This is a genomic window from Clavibacter sp. VKM Ac-2872, assembly GCF_015351105.1.
Lineage (GTDB): Bacteria > Actinomycetota > Actinomycetes > Actinomycetales > Microbacteriaceae > Clavibacter.
In genome coordinates this window covers 1,379,492-1,394,829 of the sequence record NZ_JADKRR010000001.1, presented here as the reverse complement: position 1 = coordinate 1,394,829, position 15,338 = coordinate 1,379,492, and the positions used below count along the sequence as shown (strand labels likewise).

Here is a 15,338-nt window from a genome sequence, read left to right as displayed (position 1 = left end):
GTCAGGCCCCCTGTCCGACGGCGGCGGCCTGGCGGAGGGACGCGGCGTCGACGACGCCGTCCTCCTGCAGGTCCCACGGGCTCGACAGCGTGCCGCGGATCGCGGTCGCCGCGGCGACGAGCGGCGACACGAGGTGCGTGCGCCCGCCCTTGCCCTGCCTGCCCTCGAAGTTGCGGTTGCTCGTGGAGGCGCAGCGCTCGCCGGGTGAGAGCTGGTCCGGGTTCATGCCGAGGCACATCGAGCAGCCGGCGAAGCGCCACTCGGCGCCGAAGTCCGTGAAGACCTTGTCGATCCCCTCGGCCTCGGCCTCGAGACGCACGCGCGCGCTGCCCGGGACGACCATCACGCGGACGCCCTCGGCCTTGGTGCGGCCGCGCAGGATCTCGGCGGCGGCGCGCAGGTCCTCCACCCGGCTGTTGGTGCAGGAGCCGATGAAGACGGTGTCGACCGCGATCCCCTTCATGGGCGTGCCGGGGACGAGGTCCATGTAGGCGAGGGCGCGCTCGGCGGCGGCGCGCTCGTTCGGGTCGGCGACGGCCGCGGGATCCGGCACGGGCTCGCTGAGCGAGACGCCCTGGCCGGGGTTCGTGCCCCACGTGACGAACGGCTCGAGGGTGTCCGCGTCGAGGAAGACCTCGGCGTCGAACACGGCGTCGTCGTCGGTCGCGAGCGTGTCCCAGTACGCGACGGCCTCGTCCCAGTCGGCGCCGGTGGGCGCGTGCGGGCGGCCGCGCAGGTAGTCGTACGTCGTCTGGTCGGGGGCGACCATGCCGGCGCGCGCACCCGCCTCGATCGACATGTTGCAGATCGTCATGCGGCCCTCCATGGAGAGCGACCGGATGGCGCTGCCGCGGTACTCCAGCACGTAGCCCTGCCCGCCGCCGGTGCCGATCTGCGCGATGACCGCCAGGATGATGTCCTTGGCCGTGACACCGGGTCGGAGCGTGCCCTCGACCGTCACCGCCATGGTCTTGAACGGCTGGAGCGGCAGCGTCTGCGTGGCCATCACGTGCTCGACCTCGCTCGTGCCGATGCCGAACGCCATGGCGCCGAACGCGCCGTGGGTGGACGTGTGCGAGTCGCCGCACACCACCGTGATGCCGGGCATCGTGAGGCCGAGCTGCGGGCCGACGACGTGGACGATGCCCTGCTCGATGTCGCCGAGCGAGTGCAGGCGGATCCCGAACTCCTCGGCGTTCCTCCGCAGGGTGTGGATCTGGGTGCGGCTCGTGAGGTCCGCGATCGGCCGGTCGATGCCGACGGTGGGCGTGTTGTGGTCCTCGGTCGCGATGGTGAGGTCGGGGCGGCGCACGGGTCGGCCGGCGAGACGGAGGCCGTCGAAGGCCTGCGGGCTGGTGACCTCGTGCAGGAGGTGGAGGTCGATGTACAGCAGGTCGGGCTCGCCGTCCTGGCCCGGGGCGACCAGGTGGTCGGCCCACACCTTCTCGGCCAGGGTCTTCGCAGGCTGCACGGCTCTCCTCATGGCGGGGGCGCGAGGGTGGCCACGCGCATCATGGGAGTCTAACGCCGGGTGCCCGCGGCTATTCCTCAGGCGGTGGGCGCGCCCGCGGACCCGTCCCCGAGCGGCTCCGCCTCGGTGGAGGCCTCGATGACCACGACGGTCACGTTGTCCCGGCCGCCGGATGCCAGCGCCTGCGCGACCAGGGCGTCCGCGGCCCGGTCGACGCCGCCGCCGTCCGCGCACGCGAGCTGGATCACGCCGGAGATCGCCGGGTCGTCGAGCTCCTTGGTCAGCCCGTCGGAGCAGATGAGGAACACCTGGTGGTCGACGACCGGGAGCAGCCACTCGTCGGCGGCGACCTCGTCGTGGGAGCCGACGGCCCGGGTGATGAGGTTGCGCACCGGGCTGCGCTCCGCCTCCGCGCGGGTCATGCGGCCCTGGTCGACCAGCTCCTGCACGGCCGAGTGGTCGATGGTCACCTGCTCGAGACGGCCGTCCGTCCACGCGTAGACGCGCGAGTCGCCCACGTTGAAGACCATCCAGAGCGGGTCGCCGGCGTCCGAGCGCACGAGCGCGACGCCCGCGAGCGTCGTGCCGGCCACCGTTCCGGGCGGGTCGTCGCCCGTGATCAGGTCGCCGATCGCGTCGTTGGACGCGTCGACCGCCTCGACGATGCGGTCGCGCGTGACGGGGGCGTCGCCGGACAGGCCGCCGAAGGTCTCCACGAGGGTGGCGCTCGCGCGGTCGCCGAACGCGTGACCGCCCATCCCGTCGGCGACGAGCCACACGGGGGGATCGGCGAGGAGGCCGTCCTCGTTCACGGCGCGCACGCTGCCCACGTCGGTGCGGGCGGCCCAGCTGACGTGGATGCGACGCCCGCCGAGCGCGATGGTGCGCGCGTCCGTCATCGGGCGTCCCCGTCGCCGTCGCGCTCGACGGACGCGGTCTCGGACGCGGGCCCGGTCACGGGGATGCCGTCGGCGCGCATCTTGATGAGGCTGGCGAGCGTGGCGACCACCATCGAGGCGAGGATCACGACCAGGCTCACGATGGTCGGGATCTCGGGCGCCCACTCGATGCCCTCGCCGCCGTTGACGAACGGCAGCGTGTTCTCGTGCATCGCGTGCAGCACGAGCTTCACGCCGATGAAGAAGAGGATGAACGCGATCCCGTACTTGAGGTAGACGAGCCGGTCGAGCAGGCCGCCGAGCAGGAAGTAGAGCTGGCGGAGGCCCATCAGGGCGAAGATGTTCGCGGTGAAGACGATGAACGGCGACTCGGTGATGCCGAAGATGGCCGGGATCGAGTCGAGGGCGAAGATCAGGTCGGTGGTGCCGATCGAGACGAACACGATGACCATGGGCGTGAGCACCTTGCGGCCGTCGATGACGGTGCGCACCTTGGCGCCGTCGAAGTCGGGGGCGATCTTGACGCGTCGGCGGAGGAACCGGATGAAGAGCGAGTCCTCGCTCTCCTCGTCCTCGTCGCCGACGGCCTGCTTGATCGCCGTGTAGAGCAGGAACGCCCCGAAGATGTAGAAGATCCAGCTGTAGCTCTCGATCAGCTCGGCGCCCAGCAGGATGAAGATCCCGCGGAGGACCAGCGCGATGATGATGCCCACCATGAGCACCTCCTGCTGGTACTTCCGGGGCACGCTGAACCGGCTCATGATGATGACGAACACGAACAGGTTGTCGATGCTCAGGCTGTACTCCGTCAGCCACCCGGCGAGGAACTGGCCCGCGTGCTCGCCGCCCGCGACGAACAGCATGATGACCGCGAAGACCAGCGCGAGCCCCACGTAGAACGCGACCCAGAGGGCCGACTCCTTCGTCGACGGGACGTGCGGGCGCCGGTAGACGATCAGGAGGTCGGCGACGAGGACGAGGACGAGCACCGTCAGGGAGACGATCTCGAACGGGAGAGGGAGGACCAGGGGCACGCGGAGGCTTTCTGCAGCACGGGAGCGGCACGGACATGCCTCGACGAAACTACATGGCGGCCGACGGGTTGTTCACAATTCCCCCATCCGGGGCATCCGGTCGTCAGCCCGCGGTTACGGTGGTCGCTCATGACACGAGAGGGACGCCCCATGTCCGTACTGGCGAACGAGCTCGATGCATCCGACCACAGCGGGGAGGACTCCGCACCGCGGCGTCGCGGCCCCCGCACCTCCGGCGACGCCCGGGCCAGCATCATCGAGGCTGCCCGCATGCTCTTCATCGAGTCCGGCGCCGACCGCGTCAGCGCTCGCCGCATCGCCGCGGCCGCGGGGGTCGACCCGAGCCTCGTCCGCTACTACTTCGGCTCGCTCGAGGCCCTGCTCGAGGAGGCGCTCCGCCCCTCGGACGACCTGCTCGCCCCCTACCTCGGTCTGCGCGACCTCCCCATCCAGGAGCGCGGCGCCGCCCTCGTCTCCGCGGCGCTGCACACGTGGGAGCACCCGGTCGGATCCACCATCATGCGCTGGGTCACCGTCTCGTCTGACCACGACAGCGCCGCCTACCGCCGGTTCGCCGAGGCCGCGCCGCAGCACTGGATGAGCGCCCTCCCCGAGGGGATCCCGCAGGACGAGGCGGACATCCGCAACTCGCTCGTCGGCGCGGCGCTCGGCGGCATCGCCATCACCCGCTACATCTGGCGGAGCGAGCCCATCGCGAGCATGTCGCGGGAGACCGTCATCGCGCTCCACGGGCCCGTGGTGCAGGGCTTCCTCACGGGCCCGCTGCCCGACGTGCCGGTGGCGGCGCAGCTGCCCGCGGCCTGACGCGTCGGGCACCCGGCCTGGTCGCGGATCCGCGACCGGATCCGCGGGGTCAGCCGCGGTCGGTCAGGTCCTCCCGCACCGCGAGCGGCGTCCGCACGAGCTTGTGCGGGGCCGCCTGCGCCACGGGCTTGAGGGTGAGGAGGTCGACGTTCACGTGCGGGGGCAGCTCCACGGCGTGGACGATCGCCTCGGCCACGTCCTCCGCCGTGAGGGGCCCGGGGACGCCGTCGTACACGGCGTCGGCCTTCGCGCGGTCGCCGCCGAAGCGGACGAGCGAGAACTCCTCCGTGCGCACCTGTCCCGGCGCGATCTCGATCACGCGGATGGGCTCCCCCGCGAGCTCCAGGCGGAGCACCCCGAGCATCGCGTGCGCCGCCGCCTTGGCCGCGTTGTACCCGCCGCCGCCCTCGTAGGGCACGTGCGCGGCGATCGAGCTGACCGTCACGATGTCGGCGCTGCCGCCCACGGGCACGCCGGCGCGCAGGAGCGGCAGGAGCGCGCTCGTCACGCGCTGCACCGCGAGGACGTTGATCTCGTACATCCAGGCCCAGTCCTCCGGCGAACCGTCCTCGACGGAGTCGGTGCCGACGGCTCCCCCGGCGTTGTTGACGAGCGCGTGCACGTCGCCCGTCGCGCGGAGGTGGTCGCGGAGCGCGTCCACGTCGGCCTGCACGGTGAGATCGGCGACCGCGTACGTGGCGCCGGTCTCCTCGGCGAGCGCGCGCAGCCGGTCCTCGCGGCGGGCCACGCCGACGACGTCCCACCCCCGACTCCGGAACAGGCGGACGGTGGCGGCGCCGATCCCCGAGCTCGCACCCGTGACGACGACCCTCTTGCTGCTGGACATGACCCCAGCGTAGGGAACGCGGACGCCCCCGGGTTACGCCCCGAGACCGGTCGCGTTGACCGGTCGCGGGGCGCTTCCTACTGTCGAGATGCGCCCGCACGGGCGGCACCGACGCACGAGGGAAGGCACCACGATGAGCGACCACGACGAGGACCGGGCAGCGGGCTGGCGCTTCGAGACCCAGCAGATCCACGCGGGTGCGGCCCCGGATCCCGTCACCCACGCGCGCGCCACGCCCATCTACCAGACCACGTCCTACGTGTTCGACGACTCCCAGCACGCGCAGGACCTCTTCGCGCTGGCGCAGCCGGGCAACATCTACACGCGCATCATGAACCCGACGCAGGCCGTGGTCGAGGAGCGGGTCGCCGCGCTCGAGGGCGGCACGGCCGCGCTGCTGGTCGCCTCGGGGCAGTCGGCCACCACGATCGCGGTGCTCAACGTCGCCCAGGCGGGCGACCACATCGTCTCGAGCTCCTCGATCTACGGCGGCACCTACAACCTCTTCACGTACACGCTCGCGAAGCTCGGCATCGAGACGACCTTCGTGGAGGACCAGGACGACCCGGCGGCATGGGCCAGGGCCGTGCGCCCGAACACCAAGCTCTTCTTCGCCGAGACGATCGGCAACCCGCGCATCAACGTCCTCGACATCCGGACCGTCGCCGACGCCGCGCACGACGCGGGCGTGCCGCTCGTCGTGGACAACACGATCGCGACGCCGTACCTCATCCGCCCGTTCGAGCACGGTGCCGACGTCGTGGTGCACTCCGCCACGAAGTTCCTCGGCGGACACGGCACGGTCATCGGCGGACTCGTCGTGGACGGGGGCCGGTTCCCGTGGTCCGAGCAGGGCGAGCGCTTCCCCGGCCTCACGACGCCCGACCCGTCGTACCACGGCGTCACGTTCACCGAGGCGGTCGGCGACGGCGTCGCGTACATCACCAAGGCGCGCGTGCAGCTGCTGCGCGACCTCGGCGCGTCCATCGCCCCCGCGAGCGCGTGGCAGCTCATCCAGGGCATCGAGACGCTGAGCCTCCGGATCGAGCGGCACGTCCAGAACGCGCAGGCGGTCGCCGAGTGGCTCGACGCGCACGACGACATCGCGGACGTCTACTACGCGGGCCTCCCCACGAGCCCGTCGTACGCGGCCGCGAACCGGTACGCGTCGCGCGGCGTCGGCGCCGTGCTCTCCTTCGAGCTGAAGGGCGGGGTGGACGCCGGGCGCGCGCTCGTCGACTCGCTGCAGCTGTTCAGCCACCTGGCCAACATCGGCGACGTGCGGAGCCTCGTCATCCACCCGGCGTCCACCACCCATGCGCAGCTCACGCCGGAGCAGCAGCTGACGGCGGGGGTCACGCCCGGGCTCGTGCGCCTGTCGGTCGGCCTCGAGAGCATCGACGACATCATCGAGGACCTCGCGGCGGGGCTCCGGGCAGCCCGGGCCGTCAAGGACGGGGACGCCGCCGTCGCCCTCCCGGCCGGCCGGCCGAGCGGGGCGTAACACTCGGGCGCGCGCCTGCCGCGGGTGCTTCACTGATCGCGATGGACTGGCAGACACCCGAGGACACCGTCCCGTCGAGCCTCGTGACGGACGCGCAGATCCGCTCCCTGATCGGCCGGCCGCCGGCGTCGGGCGCGTGGCGCGAGGGCGACCCCGTCGCCGACCGCCTGTTCGCGCAGGTGGGCGACATCGAGCTCGAGGCGGGCGGGCGGATCCCCTCCGTGCGCGTCGCGTACGAGACCTTCGGCGAGCGCGCCGCGGACGGCGGCAACGCCGTCCTGGTGCTGCACGCGCTCACGGGCGACAGCCACCTGCGCGGACCCGCCGGTCCCGGACAGCCGACGGGCGGATGGTGGTCGGGGATCGTGGGGCCGGGCCTCGCGATCGACACCGGTCGCTGGTTCGTCGTCGCCCCCAACATGCTCGGCGGCTGCCAGGGAACGACCGGGCCCGCCTCGGTGGCGCCGGACGGCGCCGAGTGGGGAGCGCGCTTCCCCTACATCACCATCCGCGATCAGGTGCGTGCGCAGGCCGCCCTCGCGGACGCGCTCGGCATCGACGTGTGGGCCGCGGTCGTCGGCGGGTCCATGGGCGGGATGCAGGCGCTCGAGTGGGGCGTGGGGCATCCCGACCGGATGCGCCGGCTCGCGGTCCTCGCGGCCCCCGCCATCGCCAGCGCCGACCAGATCGCGCTCAACTCGGTGCAGGCCGAGGCGATCCGGATGGATCCCGCCTACCGCGACGGCGACTACCTGGACGCGGCCGACGGCGACGGCCCGCACCGCGGCCTCGCGCTCGCCCGCCGCATGGCGCTGCTCAACTACCGGAGCCCGGACGAGCTGAACCAGCGCTTCTCGCGCTCCTGGCAGAGCGGCATCAGCCCGATGGGCGACGAGGGCCGGTACGCCGTGGAGTCGTACCTCGACTTCCACGGCAACAAGTTCACGCGGCGCTTCGACGCGACCAGCTACATCCGCCTCATCGACGCGATGAGCTCGCACGACGTGGGCCGCGACCGCGGCGGGGTGGAGGCCGCGCTCGGCCGTGTGCGGGCGGCGACCCTCGTGGTCGGCATCGACAGCGACCGGCTGTTCCCCGTCCCGGACCAGCGGCTCATCGCGAGGGCCGTGCCCGGCTCGGTCGACGGCGGCGAGGCCGTGGTGATCTCCTCCGACTACGGCCACGACGGGTTCCTCATCGAGAACGAGGCCGTGGGCCGCGAGCTCGCGCGCCTGCTCGACACCCCCGCGTAGCAGCGCCCCAGTCCGGGGGTGAGTTCCGCGCCCGGCATCGCCCGCGACATCATGCGTTCCTATGCTTTCCCTGGGAGCACGCCGCCGCCTCCGGGCACCGGCGTACGAGGGGAGCACCGATGAGCCGACGTCCGCTGCACGCGACGGGCCAGGGCCAACGGGTCCGCGTGGCGCTGGTCGACGACCACGTCCTCCTGCTGGACGGGTTGAGCGCACGGCTCTCGCGTCCCCGCACGGGCGTCGAGGTGGTCGCGACCTCCCCCACCTGGAGCGGGCTCGTGCGCGACGACCGCTTCCCGGAGGCGTTCGACGTCGTCGTCCTCGACCTGGCGCTGCGCGACGAGGTCCCGGTCGCGCAGAAGATCCGCACGCTCACGGGCGCCGGCCTCACGTCCGTGCTGCTGAGCACGCACGCCGACCCCTCGACCATCCACGGCGCCATGCGCGCGGGGGCGTCCGCGGTCGTGCCCAAGGCGGAGTCGTCGGAGGAGCTGATCGCGAGCATCCACGCCGCCGCCGACGGGACGCCCCGGCAGTCGGCCCTCGTGCAGCAGGCGATGCAGGACTTCCACGCGGAGGAGGACCCGCGTCTCGGCCAGCAGGAGCAGCGCGCGCTCGTGCTCTACGCGGGCGGGCGGTCGATCCGCGACGTGGCGGAGGCGATGAGCACGACGGAGGAGACCGTCAAGTCGTACATCAAGCGGGGGCGCCGCAAGTACCTGCACGCGGGGACGGACCTCGGGACGAAGCTCCTGCTGCGGCGTCACGCGATCCGGCACGGCTGGATCGCGCCGGAGTAGGGCGCGGATCGAGCCGCCCCGTCCTGCCAGGGCGCGCGATCCTACGGCATGTGGACAATCGCCCCGCGCCTCGACGTCGGCGTGCGAGCCGCGTGACGGACGCGCCTAGGATCGGAGCACACCGAGCGCACGCCACCGGCGTCGGCGCACTCCGAGCGGGGACCCGATGGATCGCATGAAGCGCGAACGCGAGCGCCTGCTGCAGCGGACCGCACGCGTGTACGGCCTCAGCTTCACCGCGGTCGCCGCGGCGTGCATCCTGCTGCCGGGCGAGGTCCCGGTGCCCGCGGCGGTCGGCGGCGTCGCGCTCCTCGCCGTGCTCGCCGTCGCCCAGTGGCGCATCGGGACGGACGCGCGCGTCCGGTGGATGGTCGTCGTGATCGTCGCCGGCGTCGCCGCCATGGTCGTCACCCAGCTCGGCGGGCGCTCCGCGTCGTCGCTCACCGCCCTCACCCACATCTCCGTGGGCGCCGTCGGCTCGCTCGCCCTCCTCGAGACCATCCGACCGGGCCGCCTCCGCGTCGTGGCGGCCGCGTTCGCGCTCACCAGCCTCGTCGCCGTCGGCGCCTCCTGGGACACCGAGGCCTTCCCGTACGTCGTGCTCGTGCACGTGTTCGGCTGGATGCTGGCCGGGATGATCGGCTACTGGCTGAGCGTGGCCGTGCACCGGGTCGGTCGGCGCATCACCGACATCGGGCGCGCCCACCGCGCCGAGCGGATGGCGAGCGAGCTCGAGGCCCAGCGCCGCCAGGGCGCCCGTCTCCTGCACGACACCGTGCTGGCCACCCTCACGCTCCTCGCGCACTCCGGGGTCGGCGTCACCCCGCAGGCCATGCGCCAGCAGGCGGCCGACGATGCCCGCCTCCTCCGCCAGCTGCGCCTGGGCGCGAACCCGACCCCGCAGGCGTCTGGCGGGTACACCCTCGAGCCGGTGGAGCAGTCGGTGCTGGGCAACACACTGGAGTCGGTCAAGCAGCGCTTCGGGCGGATGGGCCTCGAGGTGAGCTGGCACGGCACCGGTCAGGTCCTGCTGCCGAGCGACATCCTCGACGCCTTCCTCCTCTCGCTCGCGGAGTGCCTGGAGAACGTGCGACGGCATGCGGGGGTCACCGAGGCGCACGTCACCATCACCGACGACGACACCACCGTCCGCGCCATGGTCACCGACGCGGGCGTCGGCTTCGACCTCGCGCACGTGGACCAGGCGAAGCTCGGCTTCAAGGAGTCGGTCGTCGCGCGCCTCACGGACGTGGGCGGCAACGCGCGGCTGTTCTCCTCCCCCGGATCCGGGACGACGGTCGTCCTCGAGGTGCCGAAGTGAGCGGCCGGGTGGACGCCGCGACGCCGCGCACGAGCCGGCGGGTCCGGCTGCCCGCGGGGACCCCGGCGCAGGCGACGTCCATCGGCCTCGGGTACATGGGCGCCGGGTCCGCGGTCGTCTGCGCCATCGCCATGGGCTACGGCCTCGTGCGCTTCGCGCTCGACTACCGGATCATGCCGTCGCCCGGGCTCACGGCGACCGCGTGGATCCTGCTGGTCGCCCTCCTGGCCGCGGTCGTCGTGGCCGTCCGCGCCCTCCGCGACCGGATGCCCGGCCCGCTCATGGCGGTCGTCGTCGGCGGCCTGGGCATCGTCGTCGCGCTCGACCTGGTGGCGGTGTGGCCCCTCGGCGACGTGATGCAGCACGCCACAGCGGGCATCGCCGCCGGGGCCGCGCTCCTCACCACGGTCACCTACCGACCGGCCCGGGAGGTGCTGGCGGTCGACGTCGCGCTGGGCGCGGTGCTCCTCGCGGTGTTCCTCTTCTCGGATCCCGTCCGGCCGAGCGACCTCGCCCCCGAGATCTCCGCCATCGCCCGCGCCGTGGTGCCCGCGGCGTTCGGCGTGGCGGTCGTCCGCGGCTTCCGCCGCCTGACCGAGATGGAGCTGGACCGCGTGCTCGTCCAGAGCACCGTCTCCGCGCCGCGCTACGCCGTCGGCATGATGGCGTCCGAGGAGCTGGCGCGCCTCGACCTCGCGGCGGAGCAGCTGCTCGACGACGTCGCGAACTTCCGGGAGCCGCTCCCGCTGTCGCCCCTCGCCGCGTCGACGGCCGCGTCGCTCGCCACCGAGCTGCGGCTGCACCTCATCGAGGGCCGTCGCGAGACGTGGCTGCACCACGCCATCACGGAGTCGGAGTTCCTGGGGCCGGACGTCACCCTCAGCGACCCGAACGCCCTCGCCGGCCTCCTCGACCGGCGCCAGCGCGACGGGCTCCTCTCGGCGGTGTGGCTCCTGCTGACCTCCACCGAGCGGCGCAACGGCGTGCCCGAGGTCTCGGTGCAGCTCGCGCTCGGGCCGCTCCGCGGACGGCCGGCCGGCGCGCAGCCCGTGCCCCTGCGCCGGGCCGTCGTGCCCATCGTCGTCACGACGACGGGGCTCCCCCGCACACGACTGGATCCCTCGACGTGGGATGCTATCGACAAGGTCGGCACGCACACCGAGAGCACCCGCGGGTCGAGCCTCCTCATCACCATCGACTGCGTAGTGGACAACCCCGCCGACCGGTGAGGGCCCCGCACAAGGACCGGAGAGCACGTGTCAGCTGAGAACCGACCGATCACCCTCGCCATCGTGGACGACCACAGGATGCTGCTCGGGGCCCTGACCGAGTGGATCCGCAACGCCGCATCCGACATCGAGATGGTCGCCGCGGTGTCCACGTGGCCCGACCTGCTGACGCATCCGTGCTTCCCCGTCGACGTCGTGCTCCTCGACCTCGACCTCAAGGACAACCTGCCGATCTCGCTGAAGATCGCGACGCTCAAGACCACGGGCGTCAAGACCGTGCTGATGAGCACGTACTCGGAGCCCAACGTCGTGCGCGAGGCGCTGGCATCGGGCGCCCTGGGCTACCTCGTGAAGAGCGAGGACGCGAGCATGATCGTCGACGCGATCCGCCTCGCGGCCGACGGCCAGTCCTACATCTCCGCGGAGCTGGACCTCGCCATCAACAGCACCGACGTCGGCGGCGTGCCCAAGCTCAGCGCGCAGGAGCGCCGGGTCATGGCGCTCTACGGCGGCGGCGAGCCCGTGAAGTCGGTGGCCTACAGCCTCGGCATCTCCGAGGAGACGGCCAAGTCGTACCTCAAGCGGATCCGCGAGAAGTACCGCGTCGCGGGCTTCGACGTGGGCACCAAGGTGGCGCTGCGCAAGCGCGCGATCCAGGACGGGATCCTGCTCCAGGGCGAGTAGCCCGGCGGGCGCCGGCGGTGCGCTCGGTCAGCCGCCGATCCCGATCGGCTGGGTGGTGGGGCGCGGGCCGTCGGCCGCCGGACGGGCTCCGCGGCGGCGCCGGTCGAGCCCGAAGCTCGCCAGCGCGATGAGGAGCCCGGCCACGCTGAGCCCCACGCCCACGAGCGCGGGGGACGTGTAGCCGAGGCCCGCCGCGACCGTCACCCCGCCGAGCGCGGCGCCGACGGCGTTGCCCGTGTTGAGGGCGGAGTGGTTGAGCGCGGCCGCGATGGACTGCGAGTCGTGCGCCACGTCCATCAGCCGGATCTGGATCCCCGGCGACAGCGCCGCCGCCGACCCGCCGATGAGGAACAGGAACGCGAACATGCCCACGGGGTTCGAGGCGGTCAGCACGAGGCCCACGAGGGACGCGATCAGCAGTCCGAAGAGGGAGAGCAGCGCGCTCCGCACGTCGCGATCCGCCCACCAACCGCCCGCGAGGTTGCCCACGGTCATGCCGAGGCCGACGACCACGAGGGCGAGCGGCACCGACCAGTCGGGCAGCCCGGTCACCTCCGTCACCATGGGCGAGACGAACGTGTAGACGGCGAAGAAGCCGCCGAAGCCGATCGCGCCGATGAGCAGGGCGAGCCAGACCTGCAGCCGGGTGAACGCGCGCAGCTCCCGCCGGAGCGTCGCCTCGGGGTTGCCGTCCTGCGCCGGCACGGCCAGGAACACGGCGACGAAGGTCGCGGCGAAGATCGCCGCCACGACGAGGTAGGCGACGCGCCACCCGGCGTTCTGCCCGATCCACGTGACGATGGGCACGCCGATGACGTTGGCGATGGTGAGCCCGGCCAGCACGAAGGCGACGCCGCGGGCGCGCTTGCCCTCCCCCATCAGCTGCGCGGCGACCAGCGACGCGATGCCGAAGTAGGCGCCGTGCGGCAGTCCGGCGACGAAGCGGGCCACGACGACGAGGCCGAAGCTCGGGAGGATCGCGCTGAGGACCGTGCCGAGCGTGAAGGCCAGGAGCAGCCACAGCAGCAGCTTCCGCCGCGGGGCCCGGGCCGACGCGGCCGCGATGGTCGGCGCGCCCACGACGACGCCGAGGGCGTACGCGCTGATCAGCGTGCCGGCCTGCGCGTTGGCGGCCTCCGTCGAGCGCGCGGCTACCTCGGGCAGCAGGTCGGATGCGAGCTGCGGGAGCAGCCCCATGGCGACGAACTCGGTGGTGCCGATGGCGAACCCGCCCATCGCGAGGGCGAGCAGGGCGATGCGGACACGGGCCGGCGACAGCGTCGCCCGCCCGGAGGAGGGGGGATTCACCCGACGAGCCTACCGGCGGTCGGTATCCGGCACACTCGTCTCCCGCAGCGTCAGGCCCCGGTCCCGCGCGCCTCGATCGCCTGCTCGAGACGGTCGAGCTTGCCCGTGAGCTCGCCCTCGTATCCGGGGCGGATGTCGGCCTTCAGCACGAGCGACACGCGCGTGCCGAAGGGCGCGACGGCCTCGGTGGCGCGACGGACGACGTCGAAGACCTCGTCCCAGTCGCCCTCGATCGTGGTGAACATGGAGTCGGTGCGGTTGGGCAGGCCGGATGCGCGGACCACGGCGACCGCGGCGGCCACGGCGTCGTGGACGGAGGCGTCGGGCGCGTCGCCCCCGCTGGGTGCGACGGAGAAGGCGACGAGCATGGGGACCCCCGGGGTTCGACGGCGGCGGTGGCTCCGGGCGGACGCCCGGCCGGCGACCGGCTGTGCGCCCAGGGTACCGGCGGGTGGACCGCCTGTGGACGACGGCCGACGTCCGCGCCCACGCCCCGCGAGACTCCTCAGGTACTTGAAAGTTCACAGAACGGGTGGGTCGCAACGCCCGCCTGCATCGCACGGAGGAGCAGCGTCATGGACAAGAAGACCAAGATCATCATCGGGGTGGCGGGCGGCGTTGTCGTCCTCGTCGGCGCCTTCGCGGCGTTCGGCGGCCCCATCTACAAGCAGCTGGCGGGCACGCCGGACGCCGCCCCCACCCTCGCGTCGACGCCCGCGCCGGGCGGCGCGGTCGGCGACCTGTCCGGCGACTGGAAGGTGGGCGGGTCCTCGTACGCCGGCTACCGCGTCGACGAGGTGCTGAACGGCACGCCCGTCACGGTCAACGGCCGGACGGACGCCGTCACGGGCGACATCACGGTCGCCGGATCCCAGGTCACGAAGGGCACCATGACGGTCGACGTGAAGCAGATCCACACCGACCAGCCGCCGCGCGACGCGTACTTCCAGAACGAGGCCATGAAGACGGGCGACTTCCCGACCGCGACCTTCACGCTCACGCAGCCCATCGCGGCCGACGGCGTCGAGGCGGGCGTGCCCGCCACGTACGACGTGACCGGCGACCTCACGCTCCACGGCGTGACGAAGAGCGTGACCGCCCAGATGCAGGCGAGCTTCACGTCCGACGGCGGCCAGATCGTGGGCTCGATCCCGATCACGTTCCAGGACTTCGGCGTGCAGGCCCCGAGCCTCGGCTTCGTGACGGTGGAGGACCACGGCTCGGTCGAGTTCTCGCTCGACGTCGCGAAGGCCTAGTCCTCCGCGTCTCCTGCCAGCACGTCCCGCACGGCCCTCGGCATCGTCTCCGCGACGTCGAGGGCCGTGACCGGTCCGCCGCCGGAGGCGAGATCCCCGGCGCGCCCGTGCAGCCAGGCGGCGGCCGCGGCGACGGCGGCGAGCTCTGCCAGGGGATCCTCCGCGTGGGCGATCCGCGCGGACGCCCCCGCGGCGAGCGCGCCCAGCACGCCCCCGAGGACGTCGCCCGAGCCCGCCGTCGCGAGCCAGGGGGTTCCCGCGCGGACCGCGATGCGCGCGGATCCGCCCACCACGAACGTGGTCGCGCCCTTGAGCAGCACGCAGACGCCGAGCTCCCGAGCCGCCCGCTCGGCCCACCCCGCGGCGTCCGCCGCGATGTCCTCGGCCGACGCGGCGATCCCGGCGTCGTCGAGCAGCCGCGACAGCTCGCGGAAGTGCGGCGTGACGACGACCGGACCCGTCGCGCGACCCACGAGGTCGAGCGCGCCCGCGTCGACGACCGACGGCAGGCCCTGGCCGAGCGCCGCGGTGATGGCGTCGGTCGCTGCCTCGTCGCGATGCGCCCGGTCCATGCCGGATCCGACCAGCCACGCCTGCACGCGCCCGTCGGCCGTGACGACCTCGGGGCGCCGGGCGAGCACGGACGCGGAGGCGCCCGCGGGGCCGAGGTACCGGATCATGCCGACGCCCGTGCGCGCCGCGGCCTCGACGCCGAGGACCGCCGCGCCCGGGTAGCGGTCGGACCCCGTGCGGACGCCGAGGACGCCGCGCGTGTACTTGTCGTCGTCGTCCCGTGGGAGGCGGATCGCCCGGCGCGTCCGCTCCGCGTCCTGCCGGATCCAGCCGTCGGGTGCGTGGTCGTGGTGCGCGTCGCTCATGCCCTCACGATAGGCGCGCGGGAATGCGC

The 15,338-nt window shown here is 73.0% G+C and carries 15 protein-coding genes; 8 read left to right on the top strand and 7 right to left on the bottom strand.

Annotation, left to right across the window (positions count from 1 at the left end; all coding sequences use genetic code 11):
* Position 1: 1 nt before the first annotated feature.
* The 3 genes from leuC to ITJ40_RS06635 all read right to left on the bottom strand — a co-directional run bounded on the left by leuC (position 2) and on the right by ITJ40_RS06635 (position 3,404).
* On the bottom strand, positions 2-1,483 hold the full coding sequence (gene leuC / locus ITJ40_RS06645; RefSeq protein WP_194666299.1) for a 3-isopropylmalate dehydratase large subunit: 1,482 nt from the start codon (positions 1,481-1,483) through the stop codon (positions 2-4).
* 65 nt (positions 1,484-1,548) lie between these two features.
* Complete coding sequence (locus ITJ40_RS06640) at positions 1,549-2,370, bottom strand: PP2C family serine/threonine-protein phosphatase (protein ID WP_194666298.1); 822 nt, start codon at positions 2,368-2,370, stop codon at positions 1,549-1,551.
* Positions 2,367-3,404, bottom strand: coding sequence for a TerC family protein (locus ITJ40_RS06635; protein WP_194666297.1), 1,038 nt, complete (start codon positions 3,402-3,404; stop codon positions 2,367-2,369). The genes ITJ40_RS06640 and ITJ40_RS06635 overlap by 4 nt, the downstream gene beginning before the upstream one ends.
* A gap of 150 nt (positions 3,405-3,554) precedes the next feature.
* On the opposite strand from ITJ40_RS06635, the gene ITJ40_RS06630 reads away from it, so the two are divergent.
* Positions 3,555-4,229, top strand: coding sequence for a TetR/AcrR family transcriptional regulator (locus tag ITJ40_RS06630; protein WP_194666296.1), 675 nt, complete (start codon positions 3,555-3,557; stop codon positions 4,227-4,229).
* A gap of 49 nt (positions 4,230-4,278) precedes the next feature.
* Here the strand turns inward: ITJ40_RS06630 and ITJ40_RS06625 are convergent, their stop codons facing one another.
* Positions 4,279-5,076, bottom strand: a complete 798-nt coding sequence (locus ITJ40_RS06625) for an SDR family NAD(P)-dependent oxidoreductase (protein ID WP_194666295.1) — start codon at positions 5,074-5,076, stop codon at positions 4,279-4,281.
* 133 nt (positions 5,077-5,209) lie between these two features.
* Here ITJ40_RS06625 and ITJ40_RS06620 point away from each other — a divergent pair, with 133 nt between their 5' ends.
* The 6 genes from ITJ40_RS06620 (at position 5,210) to ITJ40_RS06595 (ending at position 11,867) form a co-directional block, all read left to right on the top strand.
* Positions 5,210-6,580, top strand: coding sequence for a bifunctional o-acetylhomoserine/o-acetylserine sulfhydrylase (locus ITJ40_RS06620; RefSeq protein ID WP_194666294.1), 1,371 nt, complete (start codon positions 5,210-5,212; stop codon positions 6,578-6,580).
* A 41-nt stretch (positions 6,581-6,621) separates the two neighbouring features.
* A complete protein-coding gene (locus ITJ40_RS06615; RefSeq protein ID WP_194666293.1) occupies positions 6,622-7,833 on the top strand; it encodes a homoserine O-acetyltransferase in 1,212 nt (403 codons plus the stop codon).
* 119 nt (positions 7,834-7,952) lie between these two features.
* On the top strand, positions 7,953-8,633 hold the full coding sequence (locus ITJ40_RS06610; RefSeq protein ID WP_086520491.1) for a response regulator transcription factor: 681 nt from the start codon (positions 7,953-7,955) through the stop codon (positions 8,631-8,633).
* 175 nt (positions 8,634-8,808) lie between these two features.
* The gene (locus ITJ40_RS06605; RefSeq protein ID WP_228511846.1) at positions 8,809-9,954 is read left to right on the top strand and encodes a sensor histidine kinase; all 1,146 of its coding nucleotides are present in this window, start codon (positions 8,809-8,811) and stop codon (positions 9,952-9,954) included.
* Positions 9,951-11,183, top strand: a complete 1,233-nt coding sequence (locus ITJ40_RS06600) for a hypothetical protein (RefSeq protein ID WP_194666291.1) — start codon at positions 9,951-9,953, stop codon at positions 11,181-11,183. Before ITJ40_RS06605 ends, ITJ40_RS06600 begins: the two co-directional genes overlap by 4 nt.
* A 27-nt stretch (positions 11,184-11,210) precedes the next feature.
* A complete protein-coding gene (locus ITJ40_RS06595) occupies positions 11,211-11,867 on the top strand; it encodes a response regulator transcription factor (RefSeq protein WP_194666290.1) in 657 nt (218 codons plus the stop codon).
* Between the two features lie 27 nt (positions 11,868-11,894).
* Here the strand turns inward: ITJ40_RS06595 and ITJ40_RS06590 are convergent, their stop codons facing one another.
* Together ITJ40_RS06590 and ITJ40_RS06585 are read right to left on the bottom strand one after the other, a co-directional pair.
* Positions 11,895-13,175, bottom strand: coding sequence for an MFS transporter (locus ITJ40_RS06590; protein ID WP_194666289.1), 1,281 nt, complete (start codon positions 13,173-13,175; stop codon positions 11,895-11,897).
* A gap of 50 nt (positions 13,176-13,225) precedes the next feature.
* A complete protein-coding gene (locus tag ITJ40_RS06585; RefSeq protein WP_194666288.1) occupies positions 13,226-13,543 on the bottom strand; it encodes a thiamine-binding protein in 318 nt (105 codons plus the stop codon).
* Between the two features lie 207 nt (positions 13,544-13,750).
* Here ITJ40_RS06585 and ITJ40_RS06580 point away from each other — a divergent pair, with 207 nt between their 5' ends.
* Positions 13,751-14,431: a YceI family protein gene (locus tag ITJ40_RS06580; protein WP_194666287.1), complete on the top strand. Its 681-nt coding sequence runs from the start codon at positions 13,751-13,753 to the stop codon at positions 14,429-14,431.
* Here ITJ40_RS06580 and ITJ40_RS06575 read toward each other — a convergent pair.
* The gene (locus ITJ40_RS06575; protein ID WP_370532002.1) at positions 14,428-15,309 is read right to left on the bottom strand and encodes an NAD(P)H-hydrate dehydratase; all 882 of its coding nucleotides are present in this window, start codon (positions 15,307-15,309) and stop codon (positions 14,428-14,430) included. The two genes, ITJ40_RS06580 and ITJ40_RS06575, sit on opposite strands and share 4 nt — an antisense overlap.
* Between the last annotated feature and the right edge of the window lie 29 nt (positions 15,310-15,338).

Coding starts and splice junctions, on each gene's coding strand:
- ITJ40_RS06610 (WP_086520491.1), top strand. CDS start 7,953: ATGAGCCGACGTCCGCTGCACGCGACGGGCCAGGGCCAACGGGTCCGC.
- ITJ40_RS06575 (WP_370532002.1), bottom strand. CDS start 15,309: ATGAGCGACGCGCACCACGACCACGCACCCGACGGCTGGATCCGGCAG.
- ITJ40_RS06625 (WP_194666295.1), bottom strand. CDS start 5,076: ATGTCCAGCAGCAAGAGGGTCGTCGTCACGGGTGCGAGCTCGGGGATC.
- leuC (WP_194666299.1), bottom strand. CDS start 1,483: ATGAGGAGAGCCGTGCAGCCTGCGAAGACCCTGGCCGAGAAGGTGTGG.
- ITJ40_RS06620 (WP_194666294.1), top strand. CDS start 5,210: ATGAGCGACCACGACGAGGACCGGGCAGCGGGCTGGCGCTTCGAGACC.
- ITJ40_RS06580 (WP_194666287.1), top strand. CDS start 13,751: ATGGACAAGAAGACCAAGATCATCATCGGGGTGGCGGGCGGCGTTGTC.
- ITJ40_RS06605 (WP_228511846.1), top strand. CDS start 8,809: ATGAAGCGCGAACGCGAGCGCCTGCTGCAGCGGACCGCACGCGTGTAC.
- ITJ40_RS06615 (WP_194666293.1), top strand. CDS start 6,622: ATGGACTGGCAGACACCCGAGGACACCGTCCCGTCGAGCCTCGTGACG.
- ITJ40_RS06640 (WP_194666298.1), bottom strand. CDS start 2,370: ATGACGGACGCGCGCACCATCGCGCTCGGCGGGCGTCGCATCCACGTC.
- ITJ40_RS06585 (WP_194666288.1), bottom strand. CDS start 13,543: ATGCTCGTCGCCTTCTCCGTCGCACCCAGCGGGGGCGACGCGCCCGAC.
- ITJ40_RS06630 (WP_194666296.1), top strand. CDS start 3,555: ATGTCCGTACTGGCGAACGAGCTCGATGCATCCGACCACAGCGGGGAG.